Genomic DNA, 26519 nt, shown 5'->3' with positions numbered 1-26519 from the left:
GCAGAGCCGAGATGAGGAGTCGCGGCCCGAGTCCGGTCCCCATCTCGGCCCTCGACCTCGAATGAGGAAGCACGCGAGAGTCGCAACCGCTGTGCAGGCGGGCGAATCATGACATCGAACTGTACAAGATGTACATCGGTCGGCAAGGGCCGCCGCGGGCAGAATAGCCCCAGACCAACGATCGAAGAGGGTGCCGAGGCATCCGTCCACCGACAAGGGAGTCCCCGTGACCACGACGATCACCGAAACCCGTGAGTCCGAGCTGCTGGCGTCCGTCCCCGACGGGCTGTTCATCGGCGGGCAGTGGCGTGAGGCATCCGGCGGCAAGACGCTGAAGGTCTACGATCCCTCGAACGGCGAGATCGTCAAGGAGATCGCGAACGCGTCGCCCGAGGATGGCAAGGCGGCCCTCGACGCGGCTGTCGACGCTTTCCCGGCATGGGCGGCGACGCCGGCGCGGCAGCGCGCCGAGATCCTGCGGCGCGCGTTCGACCTGCTGCAGGAGCGCAAAGAGGACTTCGCGCTGCTGATGACGATCGAGATGGGCAAGCCCCTGGCCGAGGCTCGCGGTGAGGTCGCCTACGGCGGCGAGTTCCTCCGCTGGTTCAGCGAGGAGACCGCGCGCGTGCAGGGCCGCTACGGCGCGAACCCCGAGGGCACCGGCCGCATGATCGTGTCGCAGCACCCCGTGGGCCCCTGCTTCCTCATCACCCCGTGGAACTTCCCGCTGGCGATGGCGACACGCAAGATCGCGCCCGCGCTCGCCGCCGGCTGCACCGTGGTCATCAAGCCCGCCGAGCTCACCCCGCTCACCACGCTCGCGTTCGCGAAGCTGCTCGAGGACGCCGGGGTACCCGCCGGTGTCGTCAACGTCTTCACGACCTCGACCTCGGGCGCCGTGTCGGAGCCGATCATCCGCGACCCGCGCCTGCGCAAGCTGTCGTTCACCGGGTCGACGCAGGTCGGTCAGCGCCTCCTCGAGCAGGCCGCGCAGGGCGTGCTGCGCACGTCGATGGAGCTCGGCGGCAACGCCCCGTTCGTGGTGTTCGACGACGCCGACCTCGACAAGGCGGTCGACGGCGCGATCGCGGCGAAGTTCCGCAACATCGGCCAGGCCTGCACCGCCGCCAACCGGTTCATCGTCCACCGCTCCGTCGCCGACGAGTTCGCCCGTCGCGTCACCGAGCGCGTGAACGGCTTCACGATCGGCCGCGGCACCGAGGAGGGCGTCACCATCGGCCCGCTCATCGACGACCGCGCGGTCGCGAAGGCGGCGCAGCTCGTGCAGGACGCCGTCGCGCGCGGCGCGCAGGTGCGCACCGGCGGCAACGCCGTCGACGGGCCCGGAACGTTCTACGAGCCCACCGTGGTCACCGACGTGCAGCCGGGGTCGGAGATCCTTCGCGAGGAGATCTTCGGGCCGGTGCTCGCGATCATCCCGTTCGACGACGAGGACGACGCGGTGCGTCTGGCCAACGACACCGAGTACGGACTCGTCTCGTACGTGTTCACCGAGAGCCTCGCGCGCGGCCAGCGCATGATCGAGCGCCTCGAGACCGGCATGATGGGCCTCAACATGGGCGTCGTCTCCAACGCGGCAGCGCCGTTCGGCGGCTGGAAGATGTCGGGCCTGGGCCGCGAAGGCGGCGCCGAGGGCATCCACGAGTACCTGCAGACCAAGTACACGCTGACGCCGAACCCGTTCTGACCCACGCCTGAATCGATGACATGAGGAGAGCGGATGCCCCGGGAGGGGGCATCCGCTCTCCCCGTTCTCCCGGTCGAGGTGCACCCCTTCCATACAGGCGCGACCGGGATCACTATGGTCGTGTCGGCATCGAGCGATGTGGGGTCAAGATGAGCGTTTACCGAGTGATCGACGTCATCGGCACGAGTGCCTCGTCCTGGGAGGAGGCCGCCCGAGAAGCCATCAGCACCGCGTCGGGATCGCTGCACGATCTGCGCATCGCCGAAGTGACGAAGCAGGACGTCGTCGTCGGCGACGACGGTGCGCTGCTGTTCCGTTCGCGGATCCAGCTGTCGTTCAAGTACGCGCCGGAGTGACCCGTCGCGACGCCTCTGGTGGCGCTCCGCAGGGCTCTCTATGTTGGGTGTCAGCGTGTGCGGACCGAAGCGGAGGAGTCGTTGATGGAGTCACCGGTCGAGAGTCTGACGAAGTCCGCGCCATCATGGGGCGCGAAGATGGCGTTCGGCGAGACCATCGATGTCGGCGGGCGGCAGGTGACGCCCGCGGCACTGGTCATCTTCGGGTTCGGCGGTGGCGGCGGATCCGGCAAGTGGCCGGCGCGCGGCGGGTTGCCCGAGGGTGAGGGCGAAGGAAGCGGCGGGGGCGGCGGCGGCTACGTGCTGCCCATCGGCGCGTATGTGAACGGCCCTAACGGGCCGAAGTTCCAGCCGAACCCGGTGGCCATGATCATGGTGAGCGTCCCTCTTGTGTCCGCCGCCGGCTGGGCGCTGGCGCGCATCATCACCGCCGTGCGGTCGGGGCGGTAGGACGTGGCCCTGGCGACGTCGCACGTGATCAGGCCGCTCACTCCCGAGACGTTTCCCGCGTGGCTGGCGCTCGCGCAGAAGCACAACGGGGTCTGGGGCGGGTGCTACTGCTCGTACTTCCACGGCGACACCGAGCACACCGTCAAGAGCGGGTACGACCGCCCGACGTTCAAACAGCGGCTCGTGGACGAGGGCGTCGCGCACGCCGCGCTCGTCTTCGACGGCGACGACGCGATCGCGTGGTGCGAGTTCGGCAGTCCGTCCGAGCTTCCCGGTATCTATCACCGCAAGGAGTACGACGCGGGCGAGACGAACCCGGCGCCGTGGCGCATCACCTGCTTCTTCGTCGACCGCGACCACCGGCGCTCGGGAGTCGCGCGGGAGGCGTTGGACGGTGCGCTCGAACTGATCGCGCAGGCGGGAGGCGGCGAGGTGGTCTCGTTCCCCAACGAGCTCCCGGTCGGCAAGAAGACGTCGTCGTCGTTCCTCCACAACGGCACGAGGGCCATGTTCGAGAAGGCCGGGTTCACGTTCGAGCGCCACATCGGCAAGAACAAGACCGTGATGCGCAAGACGATCGCGCCGGCGGGCGCCTGACGCCGGTTCGCACGGGGCCCGGTAGGCGAGAGGACGCCGCACGGGCGGACTACTGGATCGGATGCTCGAGCCGGGCGCGTGCCTCACGCTCGACCAGCACGGGGACGAAGTCGCGCACCTTCGCGCGCTCGAAGTGCGAGTGCGCGTCGGCGACGGCGCGCTCGATCTCGGAACGATCTCTCGAGGGGAACCGCTCTTCCAGCCGGTCCACGACGTCGGAGAGGGCTTGATCCTCATCCGCGAGCTCACGGGTCATGTGCTCAGGGTGCTCTTCGCCCTCGGCTCTCGTCAAGCAGGCGAGGATCGAGGTGTCGGCGGCGCGGATCAGTCGTACGTGTCGGTCCACGACGCGATGTCGACGCCGTGGTTGTCGGGCGAGGCGAGAGACCACCAGGCCGGAGCGTGGGAGTCGTCGGCGAGTCGCCCGCCGGCCGCGAGCGCGGCGTCGACGCGGGCCTGGGCCTGATCCGCCGGCACGAAGATGTCGAAGTGCGTCCGGCCCCTCGACGGCGAGTCCCCGGTGATCGGGTTGAAGGCGAGTTGCGGTCCGCAGCGCATCGGATCCGCGGCATCCGTGTCGCCCACGTCCTCATAGCCGAGCGCCGCGGTGAAGAAGGGGCGCACGTCGGCCCCGGAGTGCTGTGCGACGTAGATGCCGATCGACTGTGCGCGCGAGGGGTCGGGGGTCAGGCGCTGATCAGCGGCGGCCTCCGACACGGCGGCCGCGAACTCCACGGCTGCGGCGGGGATGCCCTCCGGGCCGGCGTACGGGATGCGCACGACGACGCCCTCGGGACGCACGTCGATGTCGGGTCGGAGGCCGAATCGCTCGGCGGCGGCGACGATCGGGGCGACGAGCCCGGCGGCGTGGGACAGAGAGGTCGCGGTGAAGACCGCCTGCGGCCCCGTGCCGGTGACCCGCCAGTCGGAGACGCCCGGCGCCCGATGGAACCCCGCCGCCGAGATCGCGTCGGACCCGTCCGCCGATTCGCCCATGGAGTCTCCTACACCGGTTCGGTCGTGCGGATCAGGCCGCAGTTCACGCACGACCAGGCGACCAGGAAACGCTCATCGTCGAGGATCTCGAAGTTCAGCGCGTCGCCGCACGTGGGGCAGAGTCGCGGATCCGCGTCGTTCACCCTCATGCCGTCAGCTTAGGGAACCGGATCGCGCGCCGGGAGTCCCGAGGAGAGCGGATGCCTCGGGCCGAGCCATCCGCCCTCCTCCGGTGCCCGTGCGGTCAGAGCACGACCAGGAAGCCCACCACGGCGCTCACCGCGGACAGCACGGCGAGCACGATCGACGGGGTCGCGTTCTCCTTGCGCCGCACGTGCACCGCGACCGCGCCGATCATGACGACGGTCAGGGCGGCAGCGGCGATCGGGGTGAGGATCGGCGCGATGCCGGTCAGGAGCGGCAGGATCAGGCCGATGCCGCCGACGACCTCGGCGGCACCGATGAGCTTCACGGTCGGGTCGGCGAAGTCGTCGGCCCAGCTCAGGCCGCTCGCGACGAGCGCGGACTTGGGACGGGCGACCTTCATCGCGCCGGCCGCGATGAACGCGAGGGCGAGCAGGCCGTTGAGGATCCAGAGGGCGATGATCATGCGAATACTCCAGGGAGGGATCGTGGGGTCTGTTACTGTTTGTAAGCAACCCCATGATGCGTCACCTGAAGGACGCGTACAAAAGGCACACGGATGTAAGTAGGTGACACGCGATGTCGACCACCCTCACGGTCGAAGTCCCCGGCGAGCCCACCCCGACCGGCTACGAGCGCTCGTGCGAGCAGGCGTCACCCGGCTCCGACCACGGGCGTGCCATCCGCGACGTGCTCGACCGCATCGGCGACAAGTGGTCGCTGCTGGTCATCGGCACGCTGCGGCGCGAGCGCCTGCGCTTCACCGAGCTGCAGCGACACATCCCCGGCATCTCGCAGCGCATGCTGACGCTCACGCTGCGCCAGCTCGAGCGCGACGGGCTCATCACGCGCACCGTCCACGCCGAGGTGCCGCCGCGGGTCGAGTACGAGCTGACGCCGCTCGGCGGCACGCTCATCCAGCTCGCGATGGCGCTCGCCGACTGGGCGATCGAGTACCACCCCCGCATCGAGGACTCCCGCGCCGCCTACGACGCCGCGCACCAGCGCTGACGATCGCGGACACCCCGCGTCCGCGACCTGGGCCATGATGGGCGGATGAACACGTCGGTCCTCCGGCACGAGCGGCTCCGGTCGCACCGTCTGAGCGCCCCCGCGGCGACGGTCGTCGACGCGGCGCGGCACATGCTCGCGACGCAGAGCCAGGAGTTCTGGGGCGGGCGCTGGGCGCTCGCGACCCGCGTGCGCGGCCGCACGACGGTGCGCGACGTGGACGCCGCCTACGGCCGGGGCGAGATCGTGCGCACCTGGACCATGCGCGGGACCATCCACACGATCCCCACCGCCGACATGGAGTGGGTGCTGTCGCTGACCGCCGAGCGCCAGCGCCGCCAGGCGGCGGCCGTGCACCGCAACGAGGGGATCGACGCCGACGAGGCCGACCGCGCCGAGCGCCTCGCGCGGGCAGCGCTCGGCGGGGGCAACCGCCTCACGCGCAAGGAGCTGTTCGAGGTGTGGGAGCAGGGCGGGGTGTCGACGTTCCGGCAGCGGGGTTACCACCTGCTCGTCGCGCTGTCGCTGCGCGCCGTGCTGTGCCAGGGCCCCGTCGTGCCACGGGAGAAGGGGCCGACCCGCGAGCAGTTCTTCGTGCTCGCCGACGAGTGGATCACGGATGCCGTGACCCCGGCCGATCCGATGGCCGAGTTCTTCGTCCGCTACATCGCCTCGCACGGTCCCGCCGGCGCGCGGGACTTCGCGTGGTGGACCGGGCTCCCGCTCGGGGTCTCGCGCGCGGCGGCGGAGGCGGCATCCGATCGCCTGCGTCTCGTCGCCGACGAACCCGAGCCGCAGTACGTGGTCGCCGGCGCCGCACCGCGGCGCAGCGCCGCGGCCCCCGAGGTGGTGGCCCTGCCGCCGTTCGAGGAGTATTACCTGTCGTACGCCGACCGCACCGTGCCCTGCGCGCCGGAGTTCTTGAGCGCGATCGGCCCGAGCATGAACGGCGTCGTCCGCCCCATCCTCGTCGCGCGCGGTGAGGCGGTCGGCGTGTGGACGCACTCGCTGGCCGTGGGCCGGCACGCGGAATCCCCGGTGCCCGAGCTGTTCGCCCCCGGGGCTGCGACCGACGAGGAGATCGCCGCCGCGCTCGACCGCTACCGCGACTTCATCACGGCATAGAACGCGGCTGCCGCCTGGGCCCGCAGCATCCATCCTTCCCGACGCGCATCAGGCGTGGCGGTCGAGGAAGTCGTACACCTCGTTGTCGTCGACGCCGGGGAAGGCGCCGCGGGGGAGCGGCGAGAACATCTGCATGTGCACGCGCGCGCTCGGCCAGGCCTTGCCCGCCCAGCGATCCGAGACGCCGGAGGCGACCCGGCGGCAGCACGACTCGTCGGGGCACGTCGAGGTCGCGCGCTTCTGCGTCTCGCGTCCGCGGAACCACCGCGCGTCGTCGAAGGGCACGCCCACCGTGATCGAGAACTCGCCCTCGGCCGTGGTGCCGGTCTGCGTCGAGCACCAGTAGGTGCCGGCGGGGGTGTCGGTGTACTGGTAGTGCTCGGTGGTGCGGTTCTGCTCGGAGAACGCGGCGCGCGCCGAGAACTTCCGGCACGCGATCTGGCCGTCCACGGCGCCGGTGACGTCCATCGGGAGCGGGAGGTCGTCGTTCTCGTAGACGCGTGAGATCGCGCCCGAGCCGTCGACGCGCAGGAAGTGCAGCTTGATCCCCAGATGGTGCGTCGCGAGGTTGGTCAGGCGCATGCCGGCCGCCTCGTGCGTCACGCCGAACGCGTCGCGGAAGTCCTCGACGGCGAGGTTGCGATCCTTCTTGGCCTGCTGCAGGAACGACACCGAGGCGGTCTCGGGCATCAGGCAGCACGCGGCGTAGTAGTTGATCTCGAGCCGCTGCTGCAGGAAGTCGGCGTAGTCGGTGGGCCTCTTGTGGCCGAGCAGGCGGTGCGCCATCGCCTGCAGCGCCATCGACCGCAGGCCGTGGCCGCCGGGGATGGACGCCGGCGGCAGGTAGATGCGCCCGTGCTCGAGGTCGGTGACCGAGCGCGTCGAGTGGGGCAGGTCGTTCACGTAGATCAGCTCGAAGCCGAGCTTCTCGGCCATGATGCTGACGGTGCGGTGCGTGAGGGCTCCCGACACGTGGCCCGCCGCCTTGAGCTGCTTCTCGGCGAGCTTCTCGATGTCGGGGAGGTAGTTGTCGCGCTCGCGCATCATGAGGCGCAGCTCGGTGTTGGCGCGGCGCGCCTCCTCGGGCGTCGCGATCGCCTCGCGCTCACGACGCTGCAGTTCGCGGTGCAGGCCCAGGATCGACTCGATCGTGTCGTCGGACATGCCCTTGGTCACCTTGATCGGCGTGACACCGAGCTGGCGGAAGACCGACCCCGACTGCGCGCGCTCGAGCTCGATCTCGAGCGCCGCGCGGCGGTTGGGCGGCTCGGCCGAGAGGAGGTCGCCGACCTCGACACCCGTCGTCGAGGCGATCGCCTGCAGCAGCGACAGCTTCGGCTCGCGCTTGCCGTTCTCGATGAGGCTGAGCTGGCTTCCGGCGACCCCGACCAGCGCGCCCAGTTCGTCGAGCGTGTACCCGTGGGCGAGACGCTGATGACGGATGCGGTGGCCCAGGGTCGACAGTTCGAGTGACGTCGGGGGCATTCCTTGATGCTAGCGAAAGAATTGCAACTCTTGACACCAGATTTCGTGGGAAGAGCCGCCTGTTACGCCCGAAAGTAGAGGAAGAGCACGAATCTGCATCGTCGAAACCATCTGACGGTCGAATCAACGAGGAGCGACACCATGGCCCTTGCCGACATCTTCCCCCGAACCGAAGGCTCCACCACCGCCCGTCCCGCCCTCGCCCGGACGTATGGCGAGCTGCCGACCGTTCAGGGCGAAGGCATGGTCGCTCTGCGCGCGTGGGTCGACGAGATCGCCGCGCTCACGCAGCCGGCGCGCATCCACTGGGTCGACGGCTCGCGTGCGGAGAACGACATGCTCCTTCGCGAGATGGTCGACGAGGGCAAGCTCATCAAGCTCAACCCCGAGTGGCGCCCGGGCTCCTACCTCGCCCGCTCCCACCCGAGCGACGTGGCGCGCACGGAGGCACGCACGTTCATCGCGTCGGAGCGCGAGGAGGACGCCGGCCCGACCAACAACTGGGCCGCGCCCGACGAGATCCGCGCCACCATCACCCCGCTGTTCGAGGGCTCGATGAAGGGCCGCACGATGTACGTCGTGCCCTTCTCGATGGGTCCCGTCGGCGGCCCGCTGTCGCACATCGGCGTGCAGGTGACCGACAGTGCCTACGCCGTCACCTCGATCGGCATCATGACGCGCGTCGGCACCGACGTGCTGCGCGAGATCGCCGGCGGCGCGCACTGGGTCAAGACCGTCCACTCCGTCGGCGCCCCGCTGCAGCCGGGCGAGGCGGATGTCGCGTGGCCGTGCAACGACGAGAAGTACATCGTCCACTTCCCCGACACCCTCGAGGTCTGGTCGTACGGCTCGGGCTACGGTGGCAACGCGATCCTGGCGAAGAAGTGCTTCGCGCTGCGCATCGCCTCGGTGATCGGCCGCGACGAGGGCTGGCTCGCCGAGCACATGCTCCTCATCCGCGTCATCGACCCGGCCGGTCGCGCCTACCACATCGCCGCCGCGTTCCCGTCTGCGTGCGGCAAGACCAACCTCGCCATGCTCCGCCCGACGATCCCGGGCTGGCGCGTCGAGACCCTCGGCGACGACATCGCGTGGCTGCGTCCGGGTGAGGACGGGCGCCTCTGGGCCATCAACCCCGAGGCCGGTTTCTTCGGCGTCGCGCCGGGCACCGGCCAGTCGACCAACGTCACCGCGGTCGAGACGCTGTGGGGCAACACGATCTTCACGAACGTGGCGCTGCGCCCCGACGGCGACGTGTGGTGGGAGGGCCTCACCGACGAGCCGCCGGCACAGCTCACCGACTGGGAGGGCAACCCGTGGACGCCGGCCTCCGGCCGCCCCGCCGCCCACCCGAACTCGCGCTTCACCGTCGCCGCGGCCCAGTGCCCGCAGATCGCCGACGACTGGGACGCCCCGCAGGGCGTGCCGCTCGACGCGATCCTGTTCGGCGGCCGCCGTGCCACCAACGTGCCGCTCGTCGTCGAGGCGACGGACTGGACGCACGGCGTGTTCATGGGCTCCAACATCTCGTCGGAGAAGACGGCGGCCCAGGAGGGCACCGTCGGCGAGCTGCGCCGCGACCCGTTCGCGATGCTCCCGTTCTGCGGCTACAACATGGCCGACTACTTCGGCCACTGGCTCAAGGTCGGCCAGCAGCTGCGCTTCGACCGCGCACCGCGCGTGTTCCAGGTGAACTGGTTCCGCAAGGGCACCGACGGACGCTTCCTGTGGCCGGGCTTCGGCGACAACTCGCGCGTCATCGACTGGATCATCCGCCGCATCGAGGGTGAGGTCGGCGCCGTCGAGAGTCCGATCGGCCGCCTGCCTCGCACCGAGGACCTCGACGTCGACGGCATCGACGTACCGCAGGCCGACCTCGACGAGCTGTTCGCCGTCGACCCGCAGCTGTGGCTGCACGAGGCCGACCTCACCGAGGAGTTCTACCGCACGTTCGAAGGCCGCGTCCCCGCTCCGCTGTGGGCTGAGCTCGCCGCGCTCCGGTACCGCCTGCAGCGCGCCTGACCCGGTTCCGACGCCTCGGCCCCGCCTGTGCGAGGGGTCGAGGCTTCGGTCTCGGTTGCGACCGGTGACGGTCGCACACAGACCGGCGCCCGGCCCTCTTCTTGGCAGAGGGGCCGGGCGCCTATTCTCCTTGTACGACTCGGGCTGTTCCGCAGTCGCTTCCGGCGGGTGCGCGGCCCCGCGGAGCGCACAACGCGACTGCGGAACAGCGGGGACTCGGTCGGGTGGGGGCGAGGAGGATCAGACCAGCAGCTGGTGCTTCGCGAGGTCGCGATAGAGCGGCGTGGTCTGCACGAGCTCGGAATGCGTGCCCTGGCCGACCACGCGGCCGTGCTCCATGACGACGATGTGGTCGCTGTCGACGACCGTCGACAGGCGGTGCGCGATCACGACGAGCGTGCGGCCGGCCGCGACGGCGTCGATCGCCTCGCGCATGCGCTGTTCGTTGAGCCCGTCGAGCGACGACGTCGACTCGTCGAGCAGCAGGATCGGGGGAGCGGCCAGCAGTGCCCGCGCGATCGCGAGGCGCTGACGCTCGCCGCCCGAGAGCATCACGCCCGACTCGCCCACGGGCGCGTCGACGCCCAGCGGGTTGCGGTCGAGCACCTCGCCGAGGTTCACGGCACGAAGCACTGCTTCGCAGTCATCATCGGATGCCTCGGGCGAAGCCAGACGCAGATTGTCCCCGATCGTCCCGGCGAGGGTCGGGGCGTCCTGTTCGACGTAGCCGAGCTGCGCCCGCAGCACGTCGCGGTCGAGCGTGCGCACGTCCGTGCCGTCGAGGAGGATCGCCCCCTCGGTCGGGTCGTAGAAGCGCTCGATCAGCGCGAGGGTCGTGCTCTTGCCGGCGCCGGACGGGCCGACGAGGGCGACGCGCGCCCCGCGCGGCACCGAGAACGAGACGCCCCGCAGCACCTCGGTGTCGGCGGACACGGATGCCGCGGCATCCGCAAGTCCTTCGAGGCCGGTGTCGCCCGCCCCGTCGCCGAGCACGATCGTCGACGTGTCGACGTGCGCGCTCTCGAGCACGGCCAGTGCCTCGGACTCGGCCTTGCGCCGCGCCTGGACGACGTTCTCGGGGTAGCGGAACCGCACGTCGCGGAACTCGATCGCGGCAGCTTCGACAGGCTCAGCGACCGCCCCCTGAGCCGGTCGGAGGGTGCGCGCCGCGATGTCGACGTCGTCCTGCGCCTCGGTCGGGAGGTCGAGCACCTCCTGGATGCGGCCCAGGGCTCCGAGCGCCTGACTCACGGAGGTGATGGCGCCGAAGAACGAACCGAGCGGGGCGATGAGCATGAACAGGAACATGATGAAGGTCACGAGGCTCGCGATCGACAGCGCGCCGGTGGCGACGCGGAAGCCGCCGAGGCCGATGACGACGAGCAGCGACACCTGCAGCGCGACGTTGGCGATCGGCACGACCAGCGCCGACACCTTCGCGATGCGCACGCCGACGTGGTAGGCCTCGGTCGCCTGCGCGGTGACCGCGTCGACCTCGCGCGCCGTCGCGCCCGAAGCGCGGACGGTGCGGATCGAGCCGACCGCGCGCTCGACGCCCGACGCGAGGGCGCCGACCTTCTCCTGCTGCTCGGTCGAGGCGGTGCGGATGCGGCCGCTCAAAAGCACCACGCCGAGCACCGAGATGCCGATCACGAGCACGATGATGGCGAGCAGGACCGGGTCGATGATGGCCATCGCGATGAGTGCGCCGGCGAAGAGCAGCCCGTTGCCGATCGAGTCGGCGAGGCCCTGGGTGAGCGCGGCGTAGAGGAGCGTGGTGTCGCTGCCGACGCGTGAGACGAGATCACCGGTGCGGCGCGCGTCGAACTCGCTGATCGGCAGGTGGAGGATGCGCGAGATGAGCCGGCGCCGGCTGGAATACACGACCGCGGTGCCGGTGCGCTGCAGCAGGTAGTGCTGCCAGCCCGAGATGAGCGACGCGAGCAGCACGAACCCCACGAGCGCCCAGATGAGCAGCCCCAAGTCGAGGTTCTCCTGCACGCGCGTGATGACCTGGCCCACCAGGAGCGGCTGGATGAGCGACGCGCCCGCGCTCAGGATGCTCAGCACCACCACGACGGCGAGCGTGCGCTTGTGCTCGAAGAGGTAGGGGAGCAGCTGCGTGAACGTCGCGCGCGGCCCCTCTTCGGCCTTCCCGCGCCGGGAACGCCCGCGGCGGGCGCGGGCGGACTCCGCAACGGCGGGGGCGGGAGGGGCTTCGTCGAGATCGGCGGAGGGCATGGGTGTACCTCGTTCGTGAAGGGGGCTTACCTTCGACCGTACTTCTTGTGGACGGCCTGTCGGCTCACACCGAGGGCGCCCGCGATCGCCTGCCACGAGAAGCCGAGGTTGCGCGCCTTGCGCACCTGCACCTCCTCGGCGCGCGCGAGCTCGCGGCGCACCTCGGCGAGACGGTGCAGCTCCGCGATCGGCTCGCGTTCGCCGGCCGCCCCGATCAGGGTGGTCAGTTCGTCGCCGCTCATCGGGCAGCCTCTCGTTTCCGGTCACGGATGCCGCGGCCTGCGGCATCCGTCGTCAACCGTAGTTGACACTCATCGAGGTGTCAACTTGTGTTGACGACGTCCGTTCGCGGGGGGCCACTGGGCGGTGTCGGAGCGGGGCGTTAGGGTAGTCCGGTGCCCGCCCCCGTGATCACCGCTGACAACCTCGTCAAGGCCTACAAGGTCAAAGGCAAGCCCGACTTCCTCGCCGTCGACGGCCTGTCGTTCGAGGTGGCGCCGGGCGAGTCGTTCGGACTCCTGGGCCCGAACGGTGCCGGCAAGTCCACGACGATGAAGATGGTGGGCGCGGTGTCGACGCGCACCCGCGGAGATCTGTCGATCCTCGGGCTCGATCCCGACCGCTACGGCCCCGAGATCCGGTCGCGTCTGGGCGTCGTGCCCCAGCAAGACAACCTGGACGGCGAGCTCAACGCTCGCGAGAACCTCTACATCTACGGCCGCTACTTCGGCCTGCCCGGCAAGGTGTGCCACCAGAAGGCCGACGAACTGCTCGCGTTCGCGCAGCTCGAAGACAAGGCCAAGAGCAAGGTCGAGCAGCTCTCGGGCGGCATGAAGCGGCGGCTCACGATCGCGCGCGGCCTCATCAACGACCCGCGCATCCTGCTGCTCGACGAGCCGACCACGGGTCTCGACCCACAGGCGCGCCACGTGCTGTGGGACCGCCTCTTCCGCCTCAAGGAGCGCGGCACCACCCTCGTGCTGACGACGCACTACATGGACGAGGCCGAGCAGCTCTGCGACCGGCTGATCGTCGTCGACAAGGGCCGCATCATGGCCGAGGGCACGCCGGCCTCGCTCATCCGCGAGCACTCCAGCCGCGAGGTGCTCGAGGTGCGCTTCGGCTCGGACCGCAACGAGCAGGTCGCGCCGCAGCTCGAGGGTATCGGCGACCGCGTCGAGGTGCTTCCCGACCGCATCCTCGTCTACGCGAACGACGGCGAGGCGGCGCTCGAGACGGTGGCGCACCGGGGGCTCACCCCGATCACGTCGCTCGTGCGCCGCTCGAGCCTCGAGGATGTCTTCCTCCGGCTCACCGGAAGGTCGCTGATCGAATGAGCCTTCCCTCCGAAGACGCTACGACCCGCGTGCAGCCCTCGCTCGACGAGCTGCGCGACGAGGCGATGCGCTGGGGCCGCAAGCCCCGCGCGTTCGGCACCTGGTACGTCACCGAGCACATGGTGCGCGCGATGCGCGCGTACGGCTGGACCATCATCGTCGGCGCGCTCGGCCAGCCGATCCTCTACCTGCTGGGCCTCGCCGTCGGCCTCGCCGCGCTCATCGACGCCCCGATCACGCAGAACGGCGTCGAGGTCTCGTACCTCGTGTTCGTCGCGCCGGCCCTCCTGATGACCGCCGCGATCTCCGTCGCGTCGGAGGAGTTCTCGTATCCCGTCATGGCGGGCTTCAAGTGGCGCCGCTACTTCTTCGGCTTCAGCGCGACCGGGCTCTCGCCGGGGCAGATCGCCGGTGGCGTCATCTCCGGCGCCTCCGCCCGCATCATCGTCGTGGTGGTCGCGTACTACCTGTTCCTGTGGCTGTTCCAGGCGGTGCCGAACCCCGAGACCGGGTGGCTCACGATCCCGATCGGCCTGCTCGCAGGCCTCGCGTTCGGCATCCCGTACATGGCCTACGCCGCGTCGATCACCGACGACAAGGGCCAGGTCGCGCTCGTGCAGCGCTTCATCTTCATGCCGATGTTCCTGTTCTCGGGCACCTTCTACCCGCTGGCCACGCTGCCGCTCTGGTTGCAGTGGATCGGGTGGGTGTCGCCGCTGTGGCATGCGACCGAGCTCGGCCGGGTCGCCACCTACGGCCTGCCCATGGACCCGTTCGTGATCGTCGTGCACGTCGGCTATCTGCTCCTGCTGTCGATCGGCGGCTACGTGATCGGCCGCCGCATCTTCCAGAGGAGGCTCGGCGCATGACCGTCGCGACCGGAACCGAGACCGGCGCGATCCGCGCCGGCGGGGTACGCGCGCTGTGGGCGGGCAACCCGCAGTCGGTCGTGCAGCGCGGCCTCATCGCCGCGCGCTCGTCCAGCTGGGCCGTCGTGCTGTCGGGCTTCTTCGAGCCCGTGTTCTATCTCGCCTCGATGGGCATCGGCCTCGGCTCGCTCATCGGCGACGTGCAGACCTCCAGCGGCGTGGAGGTGCCCTACGCGGCCTTCATCGCGCCCGCTCTGCTCGCCGTGTCGGCGATGAACGGCGCGATCTACGACTCGACGTGGAACGTCTTCTTCAAGCTCAATTACGGCAAGCTCTATGAGGGCATGCTCGCGACATCGCTCGGGCCGCTCGACGTCGCGCTGGGCGAGATCCTCTACGCGCTGCTGCGCGGCCTGCTGTACGCGACCGGCTTCATGATCATCATGCAGATCCTCGGCCTCAACCTGGCGTGGACCGCGATCCTGGCGCTGCCGGCGGTACTGCTCATCGCCTTCGGGTTCGCGAGCCTCGGCATGGCCGTCACGAGCTACATGAAGACGTTCCAGCAGATGGACTGGATCAACTTCGTGCTGCTGCCGATGTTCCTGTTCTCGGCGACGCTGTACCCGATCACGATCTACCCGGAGTGGATCCAGCACGTCATCATGGCGTTCCCGCTGTGGCACGGCGTCGAACTCGTCCGCGGACTCACCACCGGCATCCTCACCCCCGAGATGTGGTGGCACGTCCTCTACTACGTCGTGATGATCGCCATCGGTCTGGTGTTCACGACGAAGCGTCTGCGCGCGCTGTTCCTCGACTGATTCCCGGTTGACTCGGATGCTGCAGCCCCCGCGGGCGGCAGCATCCGAATCATCGCGTGCCTGCGCATGCGCTTCGCGCGTGCTGTCTATTGAACATGTTCAGAAACGGGAGTACCTTTCTGAACATGTCCAGTTCCGTCGGCACGGCAACGAAGAGCGAGCGCACGAGAGCGCTCATCCGCGACATCGCCCTGCGCTCGTTCCGGGAACGTGGGTACGACCAGACCACGATCCGGCTCATCGCGTCCGAGGCCGGCGTGTCGGTGGGCACGACCAACTACCACTTCGCGTCGAAGAACGACCTCGTGCAGGAGCTCTACCTCGACGTGCAGCAGCAGCACCGCGCGGCGGCGCTCCCGCTCCTCGAGACGAGCGACGATCTCGTGGAGCGGCTCGGCATCGTCTTCCGCACGGGTCTCGCGCAGCTCGAGCCGTACCACCGGTTCGCCCCGGAGTTCCTCTCGGCGGCGGTCTCGCCGCGGTCGTCGATCAACCCGCTGTCGAGCGACTCCTCGGAATCGCGCGAGATCGTGGTCGGCCTCTTCCGCGAGGCGATCGCGGGTGCCGCAGACAAGCTCCCCGCGGAGTTCGACGAGGATCTGCCGTCGGCGCTGATGCTCGGCCACCTGCTGCTCGCCCTGTTCTGGGTCTATGACACATCGGACGGCCGGGAGCGCACGAGCAGACTGCTCGAGCGCGGCCTGCGGCTCCTCAAGCTCTCGCTTCCTCTGGTGCGTCTGCGCGTGCTCCGCAAGCCGCTGCGCGAACTGCTCGACCTCATCACCGAGGTGCAGGCGTGAGCCACGGCGAAGCCGCGGCGACGGCATCCGAGGAGTCCCCGGCCGCGGCGGAGGTCGGGCTCTGGAGTGAGCGGTGGTTCCGCGTTCTCACGGTGCTGAATGTGCTCATCGTCGTCGCGTCGGCGTGCGTCTGGGCTGCCTCGCTGAGCGATGGGCTGCCCACGGCGGCATCGTGGTTGATGTTCGTGCTGCCTGTCGTTCCTGCCACCGTCGCGATGCCGGCCGTTTCAGCGGTCATCGTGGGGTCGGCCGCGGCGTTGTCCTCACTCAACATGTTCGGCGAAAGGCAGAAGGCGCGGCGCTTCCTCCGCGCGATGACGGTGTGGGGCACCATCGCTCTCGGCGCACCGGTCGCGTTCGCGGCGGTGTGGATCTTCGTCGCGGCGATCGGATCGCTGCGGTGACCCGGCGCGCGATCTACGTCAGCATCCGCATCGCGGCGCCGATGGAGCGGGTGTGGCAGCTCACCCAGGACCCGGCGCTGCACGCGCGCTGGGACGTGCGTTTCAGCCGCATCGCTCCGACCGCACGCCTGGCGGGCGGCGGCACGCGCTTCATCTACGAACGCCGCCTGCCCGGATGGACGATCACGGGCACCGGCACGACGATCGGCGAACACGACCGCCCTGATGGAACGCGCACGTCCGCCCTCCGTTTCGACAGCGACAGCCGGCTCTCGCCGCTCGGCTCGGGTCGAGGCTACTGGCGGTACCGTCCGGACGGTGAGGGCGTCGTCTTCACGACCGGGTACGACTACAGCCCGCAGTGGGGTCGCACGCTGGATCTGGTCGTTCGACCGCTGATCGGCTGGGCGACCGCCTGGAGCTTCGATCGGCTGCGGATCTGGGCCGAGTCCGGCACCCCACCCGAGCGGTGGCCGTTGCGATCCGTGCTGCGCGTCTGGCGCCCAGAGCGTCCTCGCGCCGCCCGGTGCGAGCGTCGTCCTCCCGGCCGTCGGGTGATGGAGGACGCCCCGACGACGCTCCAGGAGCTGGTGCACCCGTGAGCGCCGAGACCGCGGTGGCCACGTCGATCTTCGCGCGCGCGATGGGCGACGACTTCTCCCGCCTCCACCCCATGGTGCAGCGTCGCTTCGGAGTCGGGCTCGCGGCGGGCTACGCGTGCGTCGGCCGCGGCACCATGAGCACGATTCGCCGGGGTCCCTGGTGGACGATCCCATTCCTTCAGATCGGGCGCTTCCGCAACATCCTCATCCCCGAGACGGGGCGCGGCATCGCGTTCACGATCGAGAACCATCCGTACCGCGACCCGTTCGGACGCGAGACGGTCACCTTCGTGCGTCATTTCCGGATGCCGCGTGCCGTGCGCCGCTTCGACGCCACGATGGTCCTCGGCGATGACGGACGGATCCTCGACTACCTCGGCAGCCATCAGCACCTCGCAGTCGACCTCCGGCTGACAGCGGAGCCCGACGGGAGCCTCCTGCTGCGGTCCGACCGGCAGCGCTTCTACGAAGGTCCGCTCGGCTTTCGGTTCCCCATGCTGTTCAGCGGTCGGGCCGAGCTCCGCGAGAGCTACGACGATGTCGCGCAGGTCTTCCGCATTCGCCTCGAGGTGCGCAACCGCGTCTTCGGGTTCCTGTTCGGCTACGAGGGTGAGTTCCGCTGCGAGTTCCCCGAGGCGACCGATGCGCCCTCGCACACGAAGCCCGTTCGCCACGAGCGGCGCGTGTGAGCGGAGACAGTGGATGCCTCGACCCGGCCGGGTCGAGGCATCCACCGTTCTGAGAAGCCGGGGCTAGAGCGAGCCGGTGGCTCCCACGCCCAGGTCGGCGTCGTAGTCGACGTCCTTGGTCTCGGGGGAGAGGAGGAGCGCGATGAAGGTCAGCACGCCCATCGCCGAGAGGTACAGGCCGACGAGCCACGGGCTGCCGTCGGCCGAGGCCCACAGCGCGACCGCGACGATCGGCGCCAAGGCGGCACCGAGGATCGACGACACGTTGTACGAGATCGCCGACCCCGAGTAGCGGACGTTCGTCGGGAAGAGCTCGGGCAGGACGGCGCCCATCGGACCGAACGTCGAGCCCATCAGCATGAAGCCGAAGATCAGGAACGCCTGCGTCAAGGCCCCGGTGAACTTGGGGTCGAGCTGCGGCGACAGGAACAGGTTGAACGTGAGGCCGAAGACGATGATGAGGCCGGTCACCCACAGCAGCAGGCGGCGGCGTCCGATCGTGTCGGCGATCGGACCCGACAACAGCGTGAAGATGCCGAAGAACACGACGCCGATGATCTGCATCAGCACGAAGTCGGTGTATCCGAAGCCGAGACCCGGATAGAACTGCGCGGCGAAGGCCGCCGGGTCGAACGCGGTGCCCGCCGCCTCTGCGGCCTTCTGCGCTGCGGCGGACGCGACCTCGAGGTCTGCGGCCTTGGTGCCGTACGAGAGCGTGAAGTTCGTCATCAGGTAGAACAGCACGTAGGTCGCCAGCATGATGAAGGTGCCGAGGATCAGGTGCCACCAGTGGTGACGCAGGACCGTGGCGAGCGGGAACTTGCGGATCGCGCCCTTCTCTTCGGCCTTGACGAAGGTGTCGGACTCGACGAGGCGCAGGCGGACCCACAGGCCGATGATCACCATGACGGCGGAGAACAGGAACGGAACGCGCCAGCCCCACGCGAGGAAGTCGGCCGAGCGCTGACCCGCGCCGTCGGGGTGGGGGAGCAGGAAGTTGATCGCGAGGAACACCGAGTTCGCGATGATGAAGCCGAGCGGTGCGCCGAGCTGCGGGAATGTGCCGTACCAGGCGCGCTTGCCCTTCGGGGCGTTCTCGGTCGCGACGAGCGCGGCGCCCGACCACTCGCCGCCGAGCGCGAAGCCCTGGAACAGGCGCAGGACCAGCAGCAGGATCGCAGCCCACACGCCGATCTCGTTGAACGTCGGAAGGCACCCGATGAGGAACGTCGCGATACCCATGGTGAGCAGCGACGCGACGAGCGTCGCCTTGCGGCCGAACCTGTCGCCGAAGTGCCCGAACACGATCGCGCCGAGGGGGCGCGCGATCATGGCGGCGCCGAAGACGCTGAACGACAGCAGCAGCGACGTGGTGTCGTTGCCGGTCGGGAAGAAGAGGATCGGGAAGACGAGGACGGCGGCGGTCGCGTAGACGTAGAAGTCGTAGAACTCGATCGTGGTGCCGACGAGGCTCGCGAGGATGACGCGGGAGCGGGGGTTTGCGGGTGCCGCGGAGGTCGCGGCGGTCGTGCTGGGGGAGGACATATTCACCTGGGGCATGCGCGGAGCGAGGCATCCGGATGGGATGCGGCGGTGGGCGGACGCCGGGCGCAGGGTGACGCGTCAGGCGGCACTGCACTGGATCACCGTGGGTGCGGGCGTTGTCGCCCGGCACAAAAGACCAGCCTACTCCCGGGATTCCGCCCCGGCCGCAGAGACGGAGAACGGATGCTGCGGCCCAGGGCCGCAGCATCCGTCTCGCGTGTCAGGAGGTCAGCGCCAGAGCACCGCGATCGCGGCGTTGGCGAAGGTGAGCACACCGATCGACCAGAAGATGGCGCCCGGCACCGAGCCGGTCTTGCGCTGCCGGCCGGCGCCGATGCCCAGGAGCGCGCCGATGATGACGAGGATGACCAGCTTCACACCGATCTTGGCGTAGTTGAGGTCGTAGTCGATGCCCCACGGGGCGGCGAGGATGAGGCCGGCGAGACCGGCGATCGCGAGGCCCCAGTTCATGAGGCGCGTGATCTGGTGCTTTCCGTTCACCGCTTCGACGACCCAGGCGCCGAAGAGGATGGCGAAGCCCACGAGGTGGACGAGCACGACGACGTGGCGGAGGATTTCCATGCCATCAGTCTAGCTGAAGGTTGCCTCGCCGCCAGGTGCCCCCGCCCTGATTCTGCCCGCCGGAATCGCAAATCCCGCGAGGATCGGCCTGTCACCCGTGGGTGGGCCGATTCTCGCGGGATCTCCGGTGTTCGCAGGCTCAGGCTCGCAGGTCGCGGAGCACCACAGCGGTGCGGATGGCCGCGTCGGCCGCTTCGAATCCCTTGTCTTCGACGGAGCCCTCGAGGCCGGCGCGGGCGATGCCCTGGGCCTCGTCGTCGAGCGTCAGCACGCCGAAGCCGACCGGCTTGCCGGTGTCGAGCGCGACGCGGGTCAGGCCGTCGGTCGCCGCGTTCGAGACGAACTCGAAGTGCGGCGTGCCGCCGCGGATGATGACGCCCAGCGCAACGACCGCGTCGGCTCCGGCCTCCAGAGCCGCCTTCGCCACGACGGGGAGCTCGAACGAGCCGGGCACGCGGACGAGCCGGTGCGAGGCGCCCGCGGCATCGGCGGCGCGTGCGGCGCCGGCGATGAGGCCGTCGGTGATCGTCTCGTGCCACGTCCCCGCGACGACGACCACGTCGAGTCCGCTGCCGTCGACCGGTGCCGTGGCCTCGGGTGCGCCCTTGCCGCTCATCGTTCTGCTCCTTCGTGCATGTGGGCGATGGCGTCCGCGAGGTCCGCCTCGTTGATGATGTGACCCATGCGATCGCGCTTGGTCTCCAGGTACTGGTGGTTGTTCGGGCCGACGCCGACCAGGAGCGGCACCTGCTCGACGATGTCGAGGCCGAGCTCGCGCAGCTGCTTGACCTTGTCGGTGTTGTTGGTCAGCAGGCGCACCTTCTCGATACCCAGGTCGGTGAGGATGCCGGCGGCCGCCGCGTAGTCGCGGGCGTCGGCGGGGAGGCCCAGCGCGAGGTTGGCGTCGACGGTGTCGAGGCCGCGCTCCTGCAGCGAGTAGGCGCGCAGCTTGTTGATGAGGCCGATACCGCGACCCTCGTGGCCGCGCATGTAGATGACCACGCCGCCGTCCTGTTCGATGGCGTCGAGGGCGGCTTCCAGCTGCGGGCCGCACTCGCACTTGAGCGAGCCGAACGCCTCACCCGTCAGGCACTCCGAGTGCACGCGCACGAGGGGCGCGTCCGAGAGCTCGCCCGAGACGACCGCGATGTGGTCGGTGCCGGTGACGCGGTCCTTGTACGCGAGGAAGCGGAACTCTCCGTGCCCGGTGGGCACGTGCGCCTCCGCGCGCAGGCTCACGCGGCGCTTGTGCGCGTTGCGGATCGCGGGATCGCACGGGACGTTCTCGTCGAGGTGGGCGGCGAGCTGCTCGATCGTGATGACCGGGATGCCGTACTCGGCGCCCAGCTCCTGGAGCCCGGGCAGGCGCATCATGCTGCCGTCCTCGGCGACGACCTCGCCGATGACGCCGACCGGCGCGAGGTCGGCGAGCTTCATGAGCTCGACGGCGGCCTCGGTGTGGCCCGCGCGCTCGCGCACGCCGCCGTCGACGGCGCGGAGCGGCAGGATGTGGCCGGGGCGGATCACGCTGGTGGGCGTCGACTCGGGGTTGGCGAGCACGTTGAGCGTGTGCGCGCGGTCGGCGGCGCTGATGCCCGTCGAGACGCGGTCGGCGGCATCCACGCTCACCGTGTACGCGGTGCCGCGGGCGTCCTCGTTGTTCTCGACCATCGGCGGCAGGTCGAGGCGGTCGGCCCAGTCGGCGGGCATCGGCGCGCACAGGAAGCCGCTCGTCCAGCGGACCGTCCACGCGACCCACTCGGGAGTGGCGAGCTGCGCCGACAGGATGACGTCGCCCTCGTTCTCGCGGTTCTCATCGTCCGCGACGATGACCGGCCGGCCGGCGCGCAGCGCCTCCAGGGCCTCGGGGATCGTGGCAAGGCTCATTTCGAGCCTCCTTCCGTGGGTGCGGACGCGTCCGCGGGGAGTTCAGGTGCGGCGTCTGCCGCCGTGGTGAAGCTGAGCAGCCGCTGCACGTGGCGCGCCAGGATGTCGGTCTCGAGGTTGACGCGGTCGCCCGTCACACGGGCGCCGAGGGTCGTCGCGGCGAGGGTCTCGGGGATGAGCGAGACCTCGAACCAGCCGTCGCCGGGGGCGGCGGCGCTCGCACCGCTCACGGTGAGCGAGACGCCGTCGACGGCGATCGAGCCCTTGTCGACGACCAATGGGGCGAGCTCCGCGGGGACCGAGATGCGCAGCACCTGCCACTGTTCGCCGGGTCGCACCTCGAGCACCTCGCCGGTGCCGTCGATGTGGCCCTGCACGATGTGTCCGCCGAGGCGGCCGTGCGCGGCCGTCGCACGCTCGAGATTGACGCCGCGGCCGGCGGAGACACCCTCGAGGGTCGACATGTCGAGGGTCTGCTTCATCACGTCGGCGGTGAACCAGTCGGAGCCCTGGTCGACGACGGTGAGGCACACGCCGCTGACCGAGATGGAGTCGCCGTGCGCGGCATCCGACACGGCCTTCGGCCCGCGAACCGTCACACGCACGCCGTCTCCCGACGGCTCGACAGCGGTGACCTCGCCGATCTCCTCGATGATTCCGGTGAACATCACTCGTCTCCTTCCGAAGCGGGGTGGGCGACGAACAGCAGATCGTCGCCGAGTGGGATGACGGATGCCACGGCCAGGCGTCGCGCCTCGCCGATGGTGGTCACCCCGATGTCTTGTACAGCGAGCCGGTCGCCGCCGAGCAGCACCGGAGCGACGTACACGAGCAGTTCGTCGGCAAGGCGCTCACGCAGGAACGACGCCGCGACGGCAGGGCCGCCCTCGACGAACACGCGCTGCACCCCGTGGGTGCGCAGGTCTTCGAGCAGAGCGCGCAGCCCGCCCGAGTCGTCGTCGCCGGGGTACTGCAGGAACGCGTGCGGATGCTGCCGCACGGCCGCCGCCTCGGGCACGGTGCGCGCGCCCACGACGACCGGGATCGGCTGGTGGGGCAGGAGTGACCCGTCCTCGGCACGAGCGGTCAGCGCCGGGTCATCGGCGAGCACCGTGCCGGTGCCGGCGACGATCGCGTCGGCTTCGGCGCGGCGGCGGTGGACGTCGGCGCGAGCCTGCGGCCCGGTGATCCACTGGCTGGTGCCGTCGGATGCCGCGGCCCGGCCATCGAGGCTCTGGGCCCACTTCACCGTCACGTGCGGCCGGCGCAGGCGCTGGACCGTCAGCCACGAGTCGAGGAGCGCGGTCGCCTCGTCGGCGAGCAGGCCGGCCTCGACCTCGACGCCGGCTGCGCGCAGCCGCGTGGCGCCGCCGGAGGAGTGGTCGCCGGGATCGGCGATCGCGTAGACGACCCGTGTGACGCCCGCGGCGATGAGGGCCTCGGAGCACGGCCCGGTGCGACCGGTGTGGTTGCAGGGTTCGAGGGTCACGATCGCGGTCGCGCCGCGCGCGGCGCCGGGCACGAGCCGCGACAGCGCATCCACCTCGGCGTGCGGGGTGCCCGCACCGCGGTGCCAGCCCTCGGCGAGCACGTCGCCGTCCGGCGACAGCAGGAGCGCGCCGACCTGAGGGTTCACGCCACGCGGACCGCGTCGGGCGATCGTCAGCGCCCGACGCATCGCGTCGTGTTCCGCTGTGCTCGCCATCCGGCCCCTCGTCTCGTCGTTCTCGACGCCCCGGGGCATAGGAAGCGGAGGCGCGCATGGCGACGCCTCTGTGCTGCCTCCCATCCGGACTAGCGACCTGCCTCCCTCAGGAAACCTGTCGCATCACCGTCGGTTCCGGAATTCCACCGGATCGGCCGCGGCGGCATCCGAATCGGATGCTGATGCCTTGGCTCGCGGACTGTCACCGCCGGTTCGGATTCTCACCGACCCCGGAGCACGTTGATGCTCTCGAGTGTAGTCAACGCGGCATCCGTCCATTCATTCCATGTCTTCGAATGAAGTCCGCGCGCCCGCCTGATCCCGCTCCGGCCTCACTCCAGGAGCGCCCGCGCGGTGGCCTCGTCGACGATGAGATCCGTCGCGATGCGCGCGGCGAGGGCACCTCGGAGGCTTGCGAGCTTCGACACCCCTGACACGATGCACAGACGCCGTGGGATGCCGCGCAAGAGGTCGAGGCTCGGACCGGTGGCACGGTCGTTGAGGGCGATTCCGCCGCTCGACCCGTCCGCGCGGTAGAAGACGGTGGCCACGTCGCCCACGACGCCTTCGTCGGCGAGCTGATCGAGTTCGGCCGGCTCGAGGTAGCCGCCGCTGTAGACGTGGCTCGGCACGCGAGATCCCGCGGACCCGGTGCTGAACACCACGAGGTCCATCGCGGGGAGCATGTCGAGGATGCGCCGCGTGCTGCGCTCGCGCCACATCGCGTCCTTCGTGGCGGGGTCGTCGAAGAACGCCGGCACGGGGAACTGCTGCGCGCTCCCGTCATAGGCGGCGGCGAACCGGCTCAGGATCTCACTCGCGTAGAGGAGACCCGTCGAATGGGTGTTGCCGGAGCCGTTCAGCTGCACGAATGTCGCGCCGTGCACCGGCTTGGGCACGAGGTGACGGCTCACCGCCACGGTCGTCGACCCCCAGGCGACGCCCACGATCATGTCGTCCTGCACGAGGTCCAGGAGCGCGTGTGCGGCGGCGATGGCGACGCGCTGCAGCCGGTCGACCTCGGTGGTGTCGTCGGGCACGGGAACGACCTGGGCGAGGATGCCGAAGCGCTCGGCCAGTCGCTCCTCGAGTCGCTGCGGCGCGGCGAACGGCGACCGGATGCGGATGTCGACGATGCCCGTCGCCCGCGCGTGCGTGAGCAGTCGTGACACCGTCGAACGCGACGTGCCGAGCTCCTGTGCGATCGCTTCCATGGTGCGGTCCTGCACGTAGTAGAGGTGCGCGGCCGTGAGCGCGCGCTGCATCGTGCGGGCGTCGCCGATCTGGTCCATCCGCCCATCGTGCACGTATGTGCATATCCCCTGCAAGGACGTCCAGCGATGCCATGATGGGACGACAGCACGACGATGGGGGATGCGATGACGGCGCGGGCAGCGGAACGAGGATGGGCGGCTCTCGCCGAGCGGCCCTACGCCGACGTCCTGATCATCGGCGGCGGCATCAACGGTCTCGCGACGTTCCGTGACCTCGCGATGCAGGGCGTGGACGTCGCACTCGTCGAGCGCGACGACTTCATCAGCGGCGCGTCGGCAGCGTCGTCGCACATGATCCACGGCGGCATCCGCTACCTCGAGAACGGCGAATTCCGGCTCGTGCACGAGGCCGTGACCGAGCGCAACGCGCTGCTGCGCACCGCCCCGCACTACGTCAGGCCGCTGCAGACCACCATCCCGATCTTCTCGACGTTCTCAGGAGTGCTGTCGGCGCCGCTGAAGTTCCTGCGCCACGGCGGCGGGAAGCACCGCGAGCGCGGGGCCGCGCTGATCAAGATCGGGCTCGTCATCTACGACTCCTTCTCCCGCGGGGGCGGCGTGTTCGGCAAGGGCACCGTCCCTCGACACACCTTCCACGGGCGCAAGCGTTCGCTCGCGCAGCTGCCTCAGCTGAACCCTGACGTGAAGTACACCGCGACCTACTGGGACGCGTCCCTCCACGACCCCGAGCGCCTCGCCATCGACGTGCTGCGTGACGGCCGCGCCGCGGGCGGCGATCGGGCGCGCGCCGCCAACTACACCGCGGCCGTCGGGGTCGACGACGGGCGGGTCGTGCTGCGCGACACGCTGACCGGCGAGGAGACGCGGTTCTCGGCATCCGTCATCGTGAACGCCAGCGGTCCGTGGACGGATCTCACCAATCTCGCCCTCGGCGACCCGACCCGCTACATGGGCGGAACGAAGGGCTCGCACGTCGTGCTCGACCACCCCGCGCTGCTCGCCGCGACCGGCGGGCGGGAGCTGTTCTTCGAGAACGAGGACGGACGCATCGTCCTCATCTACCCGCTGAAGGGCCGCGTTCTCGTCGGCACCACCGACCTCGAGCACGACATGGCCGACCCGATCGTGTGCACCGAGGCGGAGGTCGACTACTTCATCGAGCTCATCGGCCAGGTGCTGCCGTCGATCCCGGTCGAGCGCTCGCAGATCGTCTACCGGTTCGCCGGCGTGCGGCCGCTCCCCGGCCACGACGATGTCTCGCCGGGGTTCGTCTCGCGTGACTACCGCGTCGAGTCCGCACCGCTGATCGGCGGGGATGCGACGATCCTGAGCCTCATCGGCGGAAAGTGGACCACCTTCCGCGCGTCGGCCGAGCATCTCGCCGACCGCGCCCTCGGGCTGCTGGCCCGCCCGCGCCGCAGCTCCACTCGAGGCGTGCCGATCGGCGGCGGCCGCGGATACCCGATGACCGAGCGCGCTCGCCGGCAGTGGATCGCGGCTCACGCCGCCGACCTGCCTGCCACCCGCGTCGCGATGCTGCTCGACCGGTACGGCACCATCGCCGCCGCCGTCGTGGACGCGATCGCCGCGGATGCCGACGACGCCCTGCTCGAGCACCTGCCGGGCTACAGCTCGGGCGAGCTGCGGCACCTCGCGGCGACGGAGGACGTCACGCATCTCGACGACCTGCTGCTGCGGCGCACCAGCATCGCGTTCGTCGGCGAGGCGACGGCGGAGGCGGTCGCCGAGGCGGCCGACGCGGTCGCGCCCGTGCTCGACTGGGACACCGCACGGATCGCGCTGGAAGTGGGACGTGCGCTGGACCGGATCCACGCCGCGGACCCGTCCTGGATCCCCGCCGCCGCGCGATAGCCTGACCGCACGCGCGCTGGGCGCGCGGCCGAC

The 26519-nt window shown here is 70.1% G+C and carries 29 protein-coding genes; 15 read left to right on the top strand and 14 right to left on the bottom strand.

Features of this window, described 5'->3' with window-relative positions; translation table 11 throughout:
• Positions 1-238: 238 nt before the first annotated feature.
• The 4 genes from ACFC1K_RS09120 (at position 239) to ACFC1K_RS09105 (ending at position 3111) form a co-directional block, all read left to right on the top strand.
• On the top strand, positions 239-1708 hold the full coding sequence (locus ACFC1K_RS09120; protein ID WP_375871806.1) for an NAD-dependent succinate-semialdehyde dehydrogenase: 1470 nt from the start codon (positions 239-241) through the stop codon (positions 1706-1708).
• Between the two features lie 149 nt (positions 1709-1857).
• Complete coding sequence (locus tag ACFC1K_RS09115; RefSeq protein WP_159845939.1) at positions 1858-2064, top strand: dodecin family protein; 207 nt, start codon at positions 1858-1860, stop codon at positions 2062-2064.
• Between the two features lie 84 nt (positions 2065-2148).
• The gene (locus tag ACFC1K_RS09110) at positions 2149-2514 is read left to right on the top strand and encodes a hypothetical protein (protein ID WP_310289159.1); all 366 of its coding nucleotides are present in this window, start codon (positions 2149-2151) and stop codon (positions 2512-2514) included.
• A 3-nt stretch (positions 2515-2517) separates the two neighbouring features.
• Positions 2518-3111: a GNAT family N-acetyltransferase gene (locus tag ACFC1K_RS09105; protein WP_310289162.1), complete on the top strand. Its 594-nt coding sequence runs from the start codon at positions 2518-2520 to the stop codon at positions 3109-3111.
• Positions 3112-3160: 49 nt separating this feature from the next.
• Here the strand turns inward: ACFC1K_RS09105 and ACFC1K_RS09100 are convergent, their stop codons facing one another.
• The 4 genes from ACFC1K_RS09100 to ACFC1K_RS09085 form a co-directional block, all read right to left on the bottom strand.
• Entirely contained in the window at positions 3161-3367 is a 207-nt protein-coding gene (locus ACFC1K_RS09100; RefSeq protein WP_310289165.1) for a three-helix bundle dimerization domain-containing protein, read from the bottom strand.
• 68 nt (positions 3368-3435) lie between these two features.
• A complete protein-coding gene (locus ACFC1K_RS09095) occupies positions 3436-4107 on the bottom strand; it encodes a VOC family protein (RefSeq protein ID WP_375871359.1) in 672 nt (223 codons plus the stop codon).
• An 8-nt stretch (positions 4108-4115) separates the two neighbouring features.
• Positions 4116-4256 carry a hypothetical protein gene (locus ACFC1K_RS09090; protein WP_375871358.1) on the bottom strand — a complete coding sequence of 47 codons (141 nt, stop codon included), beginning with the start codon at positions 4254-4256 and terminating at the stop codon, positions 4116-4118.
• 95 nt (positions 4257-4351) lie between these two features.
• A complete protein-coding gene (locus ACFC1K_RS09085) occupies positions 4352-4717 on the bottom strand; it encodes a DoxX family protein (RefSeq protein ID WP_375871357.1) in 366 nt (121 codons plus the stop codon).
• A gap of 113 nt (positions 4718-4830) precedes the next feature.
• Here ACFC1K_RS09085 and ACFC1K_RS09080 point away from each other — a divergent pair, with 113 nt between their 5' ends.
• Positions 4831-5262 carry a helix-turn-helix domain-containing protein gene (locus ACFC1K_RS09080; RefSeq protein WP_310289176.1) on the top strand — a complete coding sequence of 144 codons (432 nt, stop codon included), beginning with the start codon at positions 4831-4833 and terminating at the stop codon, positions 5260-5262.
• A gap of 45 nt (positions 5263-5307) precedes the next feature.
• Positions 5308-6387 carry a winged helix DNA-binding domain-containing protein gene (locus ACFC1K_RS09075; protein ID WP_375871356.1) on the top strand — a complete coding sequence of 360 codons (1080 nt, stop codon included), beginning with the start codon at positions 5308-5310 and terminating at the stop codon, positions 6385-6387.
• Positions 6388-6435: 48 nt separating this feature from the next.
• Here the strand turns inward: ACFC1K_RS09075 and ACFC1K_RS09070 are convergent, their stop codons facing one another.
• Positions 6436-7872 (bottom strand): helix-turn-helix domain-containing protein, encoded by a 1437-nt coding sequence (locus ACFC1K_RS09070; RefSeq protein ID WP_310289180.1) that lies wholly within the window; start codon positions 7870-7872, stop codon positions 6436-6438.
• Positions 7873-8013: 141 nt separating this feature from the next.
• On the opposite strand from ACFC1K_RS09070, the gene ACFC1K_RS09065 reads away from it, so the two are divergent.
• Positions 8014-9894 carry a phosphoenolpyruvate carboxykinase (GTP) gene (locus tag ACFC1K_RS09065; RefSeq protein WP_375871355.1) on the top strand — a complete coding sequence of 627 codons (1881 nt, stop codon included), beginning with the start codon at positions 8014-8016 and terminating at the stop codon, positions 9892-9894.
• Between the two features lie 240 nt (positions 9895-10134).
• On the opposite strand, the gene ACFC1K_RS09060 is transcribed toward ACFC1K_RS09065, so the two are convergent.
• Together ACFC1K_RS09060 and ACFC1K_RS09055 are read right to left on the bottom strand one after the other, a co-directional pair.
• The gene (locus tag ACFC1K_RS09060) at positions 10135-12135 is read right to left on the bottom strand and encodes an ABC transporter ATP-binding protein (RefSeq protein WP_375871354.1); all 2001 of its coding nucleotides are present in this window, start codon (positions 12133-12135) and stop codon (positions 10135-10137) included.
• 26 nt (positions 12136-12161) lie between these two features.
• Positions 12162-12377 carry an AsnC family protein gene (locus ACFC1K_RS09055; protein ID WP_310289187.1) on the bottom strand — a complete coding sequence of 72 codons (216 nt, stop codon included), beginning with the start codon at positions 12375-12377 and terminating at the stop codon, positions 12162-12164.
• Positions 12378-12530: 153 nt separating this feature from the next.
• Here ACFC1K_RS09055 and ACFC1K_RS09050 point away from each other — a divergent pair, with 153 nt between their 5' ends.
• The 7 genes from ACFC1K_RS09050 (at position 12531) to ACFC1K_RS09020 (ending at position 17660) form a co-directional block, all read left to right on the top strand.
• Complete coding sequence (locus tag ACFC1K_RS09050; RefSeq protein WP_375871353.1) at positions 12531-13472, top strand: ABC transporter ATP-binding protein; 942 nt, start codon at positions 12531-12533, stop codon at positions 13470-13472.
• On the top strand, positions 13469-14341 hold the full coding sequence (locus ACFC1K_RS09045) for an ABC transporter permease (RefSeq protein WP_310289192.1): 873 nt from the start codon (positions 13469-13471) through the stop codon (positions 14339-14341). The genes ACFC1K_RS09050 and ACFC1K_RS09045 overlap by 4 nt, the downstream gene beginning before the upstream one ends.
• Entirely contained in the window at positions 14338-15165 is an 828-nt protein-coding gene (locus tag ACFC1K_RS09040) for an ABC transporter permease (RefSeq protein ID WP_310289194.1), read from the top strand. The genes ACFC1K_RS09045 and ACFC1K_RS09040 overlap by 4 nt, the downstream gene beginning before the upstream one ends.
• Positions 15166-15290: 125 nt before the next feature.
• On the top strand, positions 15291-15965 hold the full coding sequence (locus tag ACFC1K_RS09035; protein ID WP_310289197.1) for a TetR family transcriptional regulator: 675 nt from the start codon (positions 15291-15293) through the stop codon (positions 15963-15965).
• On the top strand, positions 15962-16369 hold the full coding sequence (locus ACFC1K_RS09030) for a hypothetical protein (RefSeq protein WP_310289199.1): 408 nt from the start codon (positions 15962-15964) through the stop codon (positions 16367-16369). The genes ACFC1K_RS09035 and ACFC1K_RS09030 overlap by 4 nt, the downstream gene beginning before the upstream one ends.
• The gene (locus ACFC1K_RS09025) at positions 16366-16971 is read left to right on the top strand and encodes an SRPBCC family protein (RefSeq protein ID WP_375871352.1); all 606 of its coding nucleotides are present in this window, start codon (positions 16366-16368) and stop codon (positions 16969-16971) included. The genes ACFC1K_RS09030 and ACFC1K_RS09025 overlap by 4 nt, the downstream gene beginning before the upstream one ends.
• On the top strand, positions 16968-17660 hold the full coding sequence (locus ACFC1K_RS09020) for a DUF4166 domain-containing protein (protein ID WP_375871351.1): 693 nt from the start codon (positions 16968-16970) through the stop codon (positions 17658-17660). Before ACFC1K_RS09025 ends, ACFC1K_RS09020 begins: the two co-directional genes overlap by 4 nt.
• 63 nt (positions 17661-17723) lie before the next feature.
• On the opposite strand, the gene ACFC1K_RS09015 is transcribed toward ACFC1K_RS09020, so the two are convergent.
• The 7 genes from ACFC1K_RS09015 to ACFC1K_RS08985 all read right to left on the bottom strand — a co-directional run bounded on the left by ACFC1K_RS09015 (position 17724) and on the right by ACFC1K_RS08985 (position 24671).
• Positions 17724-19205, bottom strand: coding sequence for an MFS transporter (locus tag ACFC1K_RS09015; protein ID WP_375871350.1), 1482 nt, complete (start codon positions 19203-19205; stop codon positions 17724-17726).
• Positions 19206-19433: 228 nt separating this feature from the next.
• Positions 19434-19787 (bottom strand): hypothetical protein, encoded by a 354-nt coding sequence (locus ACFC1K_RS09010; RefSeq protein ID WP_045300921.1) that lies wholly within the window; start codon positions 19785-19787, stop codon positions 19434-19436.
• Between the two features lie 139 nt (positions 19788-19926).
• A complete protein-coding gene (ribH, locus tag ACFC1K_RS09005) occupies positions 19927-20403 on the bottom strand; it encodes a 6,7-dimethyl-8-ribityllumazine synthase (RefSeq protein ID WP_310289212.1) in 477 nt (158 codons plus the stop codon).
• Entirely contained in the window at positions 20400-21674 is a 1275-nt protein-coding gene (gene ribA, locus ACFC1K_RS09000) for a GTP cyclohydrolase II (RefSeq protein ID WP_310247740.1), read from the bottom strand. The genes ribH and ribA overlap by 4 nt, the downstream gene beginning before the upstream one ends.
• The gene (locus ACFC1K_RS08995; protein ID WP_375871349.1) at positions 21671-22342 is read right to left on the bottom strand and encodes a riboflavin synthase; all 672 of its coding nucleotides are present in this window, start codon (positions 22340-22342) and stop codon (positions 21671-21673) included. Before ACFC1K_RS08995 ends, ribA begins: the two co-directional genes overlap by 4 nt.
• Positions 22342-23379 carry a bifunctional diaminohydroxyphosphoribosylaminopyrimidine deaminase/5-amino-6-(5-phosphoribosylamino)uracil reductase RibD gene (gene ribD / locus ACFC1K_RS08990; protein ID WP_375871348.1) on the bottom strand — a complete coding sequence of 346 codons (1038 nt, stop codon included), beginning with the start codon at positions 23377-23379 and terminating at the stop codon, positions 22342-22344. The genes ACFC1K_RS08995 and ribD overlap by 1 nt, the downstream gene beginning before the upstream one ends.
• A gap of 332 nt (positions 23380-23711) precedes the next feature.
• Positions 23712-24671 (bottom strand): sugar-binding transcriptional regulator, encoded by a 960-nt coding sequence (locus ACFC1K_RS08985; protein WP_375871347.1) that lies wholly within the window; start codon positions 24669-24671, stop codon positions 23712-23714.
• An 87-nt stretch (positions 24672-24758) separates the two neighbouring features.
• Between ACFC1K_RS08985 and ACFC1K_RS08980 the strand changes: the two genes are divergently transcribed.
• On the top strand, positions 24759-26486 hold the full coding sequence (locus tag ACFC1K_RS08980; RefSeq protein ID WP_375871346.1) for an FAD-dependent oxidoreductase: 1728 nt from the start codon (positions 24759-24761) through the stop codon (positions 26484-26486).
• The last annotated feature ends 33 nt before the right edge of the window (positions 26487-26519 follow it).

The organism is Microbacterium sp. NPDC056057, from assembly GCF_042266945.1.
Taxonomy (GTDB): Bacteria; Actinomycetota; Actinomycetes; order Actinomycetales; family Microbacteriaceae; genus Microbacterium; species Microbacterium trichothecenolyticum_C.
Note: the sequence above shows the minus strand (reverse complement) of the source record. Positions and strands in the feature narration are given on the sequence as shown.

Coding starts and splice junctions, on each gene's coding strand:
- ACFC1K_RS09115 (WP_159845939.1), top strand. CDS start 1,858: ATGAGCGTTTACCGAGTGATCGACGTCATCGGCACGAGTGCCTCGTCC.
- ACFC1K_RS09110 (WP_310289159.1), top strand. CDS start 2,149: ATGGAGTCACCGGTCGAGAGTCTGACGAAGTCCGCGCCATCATGGGGC.
- ACFC1K_RS09100 (WP_310289165.1), bottom strand. CDS start 3,367: ATGACCCGTGAGCTCGCGGATGAGGATCAAGCCCTCTCCGACGTCGTG.
- ACFC1K_RS09095 (WP_375871359.1), bottom strand. CDS start 4,107: ATGGGCGAATCGGCGGACGGGTCCGACGCGATCTCGGCGGCGGGGTTC.
- ACFC1K_RS09090 (WP_375871358.1), bottom strand. CDS start 4,256: ATGAGGGTGAACGACGCGGATCCGCGACTCTGCCCCACGTGCGGCGAC.
- ACFC1K_RS09085 (WP_375871357.1), bottom strand. CDS start 4,717: ATGATCATCGCCCTCTGGATCCTCAACGGCCTGCTCGCCCTCGCGTTC.
- ACFC1K_RS09080 (WP_310289176.1), top strand. CDS start 4,831: ATGTCGACCACCCTCACGGTCGAAGTCCCCGGCGAGCCCACCCCGACC.
- ACFC1K_RS09075 (WP_375871356.1), top strand. CDS start 5,308: ATGAACACGTCGGTCCTCCGGCACGAGCGGCTCCGGTCGCACCGTCTG.
- ACFC1K_RS09070 (WP_310289180.1), bottom strand. CDS start 7,872: ATGCCCCCGACGTCACTCGAACTGTCGACCCTGGGCCACCGCATCCGT.
- ACFC1K_RS09065 (WP_375871355.1), top strand. CDS start 8,014: ATGGCCCTTGCCGACATCTTCCCCCGAACCGAAGGCTCCACCACCGCC.
- ACFC1K_RS09060 (WP_375871354.1), bottom strand. CDS start 12,135: ATGCCCTCCGCCGATCTCGACGAAGCCCCTCCCGCCCCCGCCGTTGCG.
- ACFC1K_RS09055 (WP_310289187.1), bottom strand. CDS start 12,377: ATGAGCGGCGACGAACTGACCACCCTGATCGGGGCGGCCGGCGAACGC.
- ACFC1K_RS09045 (WP_310289192.1), top strand. CDS start 13,469: ATGAGCCTTCCCTCCGAAGACGCTACGACCCGCGTGCAGCCCTCGCTC.
- ACFC1K_RS09040 (WP_310289194.1), top strand. CDS start 14,338: ATGACCGTCGCGACCGGAACCGAGACCGGCGCGATCCGCGCCGGCGGG.
- ACFC1K_RS09035 (WP_310289197.1), top strand. CDS start 15,291: ATGTCCAGTTCCGTCGGCACGGCAACGAAGAGCGAGCGCACGAGAGCG.
- ACFC1K_RS09015 (WP_375871350.1), bottom strand. CDS start 19,205: ATGTCCTCCCCCAGCACGACCGCCGCGACCTCCGCGGCACCCGCAAAC.
- ACFC1K_RS09010 (WP_045300921.1), bottom strand. CDS start 19,787: ATGGAAATCCTCCGCCACGTCGTCGTGCTCGTCCACCTCGTGGGCTTC.
- ribH (WP_310289212.1), bottom strand. CDS start 20,403: ATGAGCGGCAAGGGCGCACCCGAGGCCACGGCACCGGTCGACGGCAGC.
- ribA (WP_310247740.1), bottom strand. CDS start 21,674: ATGAGCCTTGCCACGATCCCCGAGGCCCTGGAGGCGCTGCGCGCCGGC.
- ACFC1K_RS08995 (WP_375871349.1), bottom strand. CDS start 22,342: ATGTTCACCGGAATCATCGAGGAGATCGGCGAGGTCACCGCTGTCGAG.
- ribD (WP_375871348.1), bottom strand. CDS start 23,379: ATGGCGAGCACAGCGGAACACGACGCGATGCGTCGGGCGCTGACGATC.
- ACFC1K_RS08985 (WP_375871347.1), bottom strand. CDS start 24,671: ATGGACCAGATCGGCGACGCCCGCACGATGCAGCGCGCGCTCACGGCC.
- ACFC1K_RS08980 (WP_375871346.1), top strand. CDS start 24,759: ATGACGGCGCGGGCAGCGGAACGAGGATGGGCGGCTCTCGCCGAGCGG.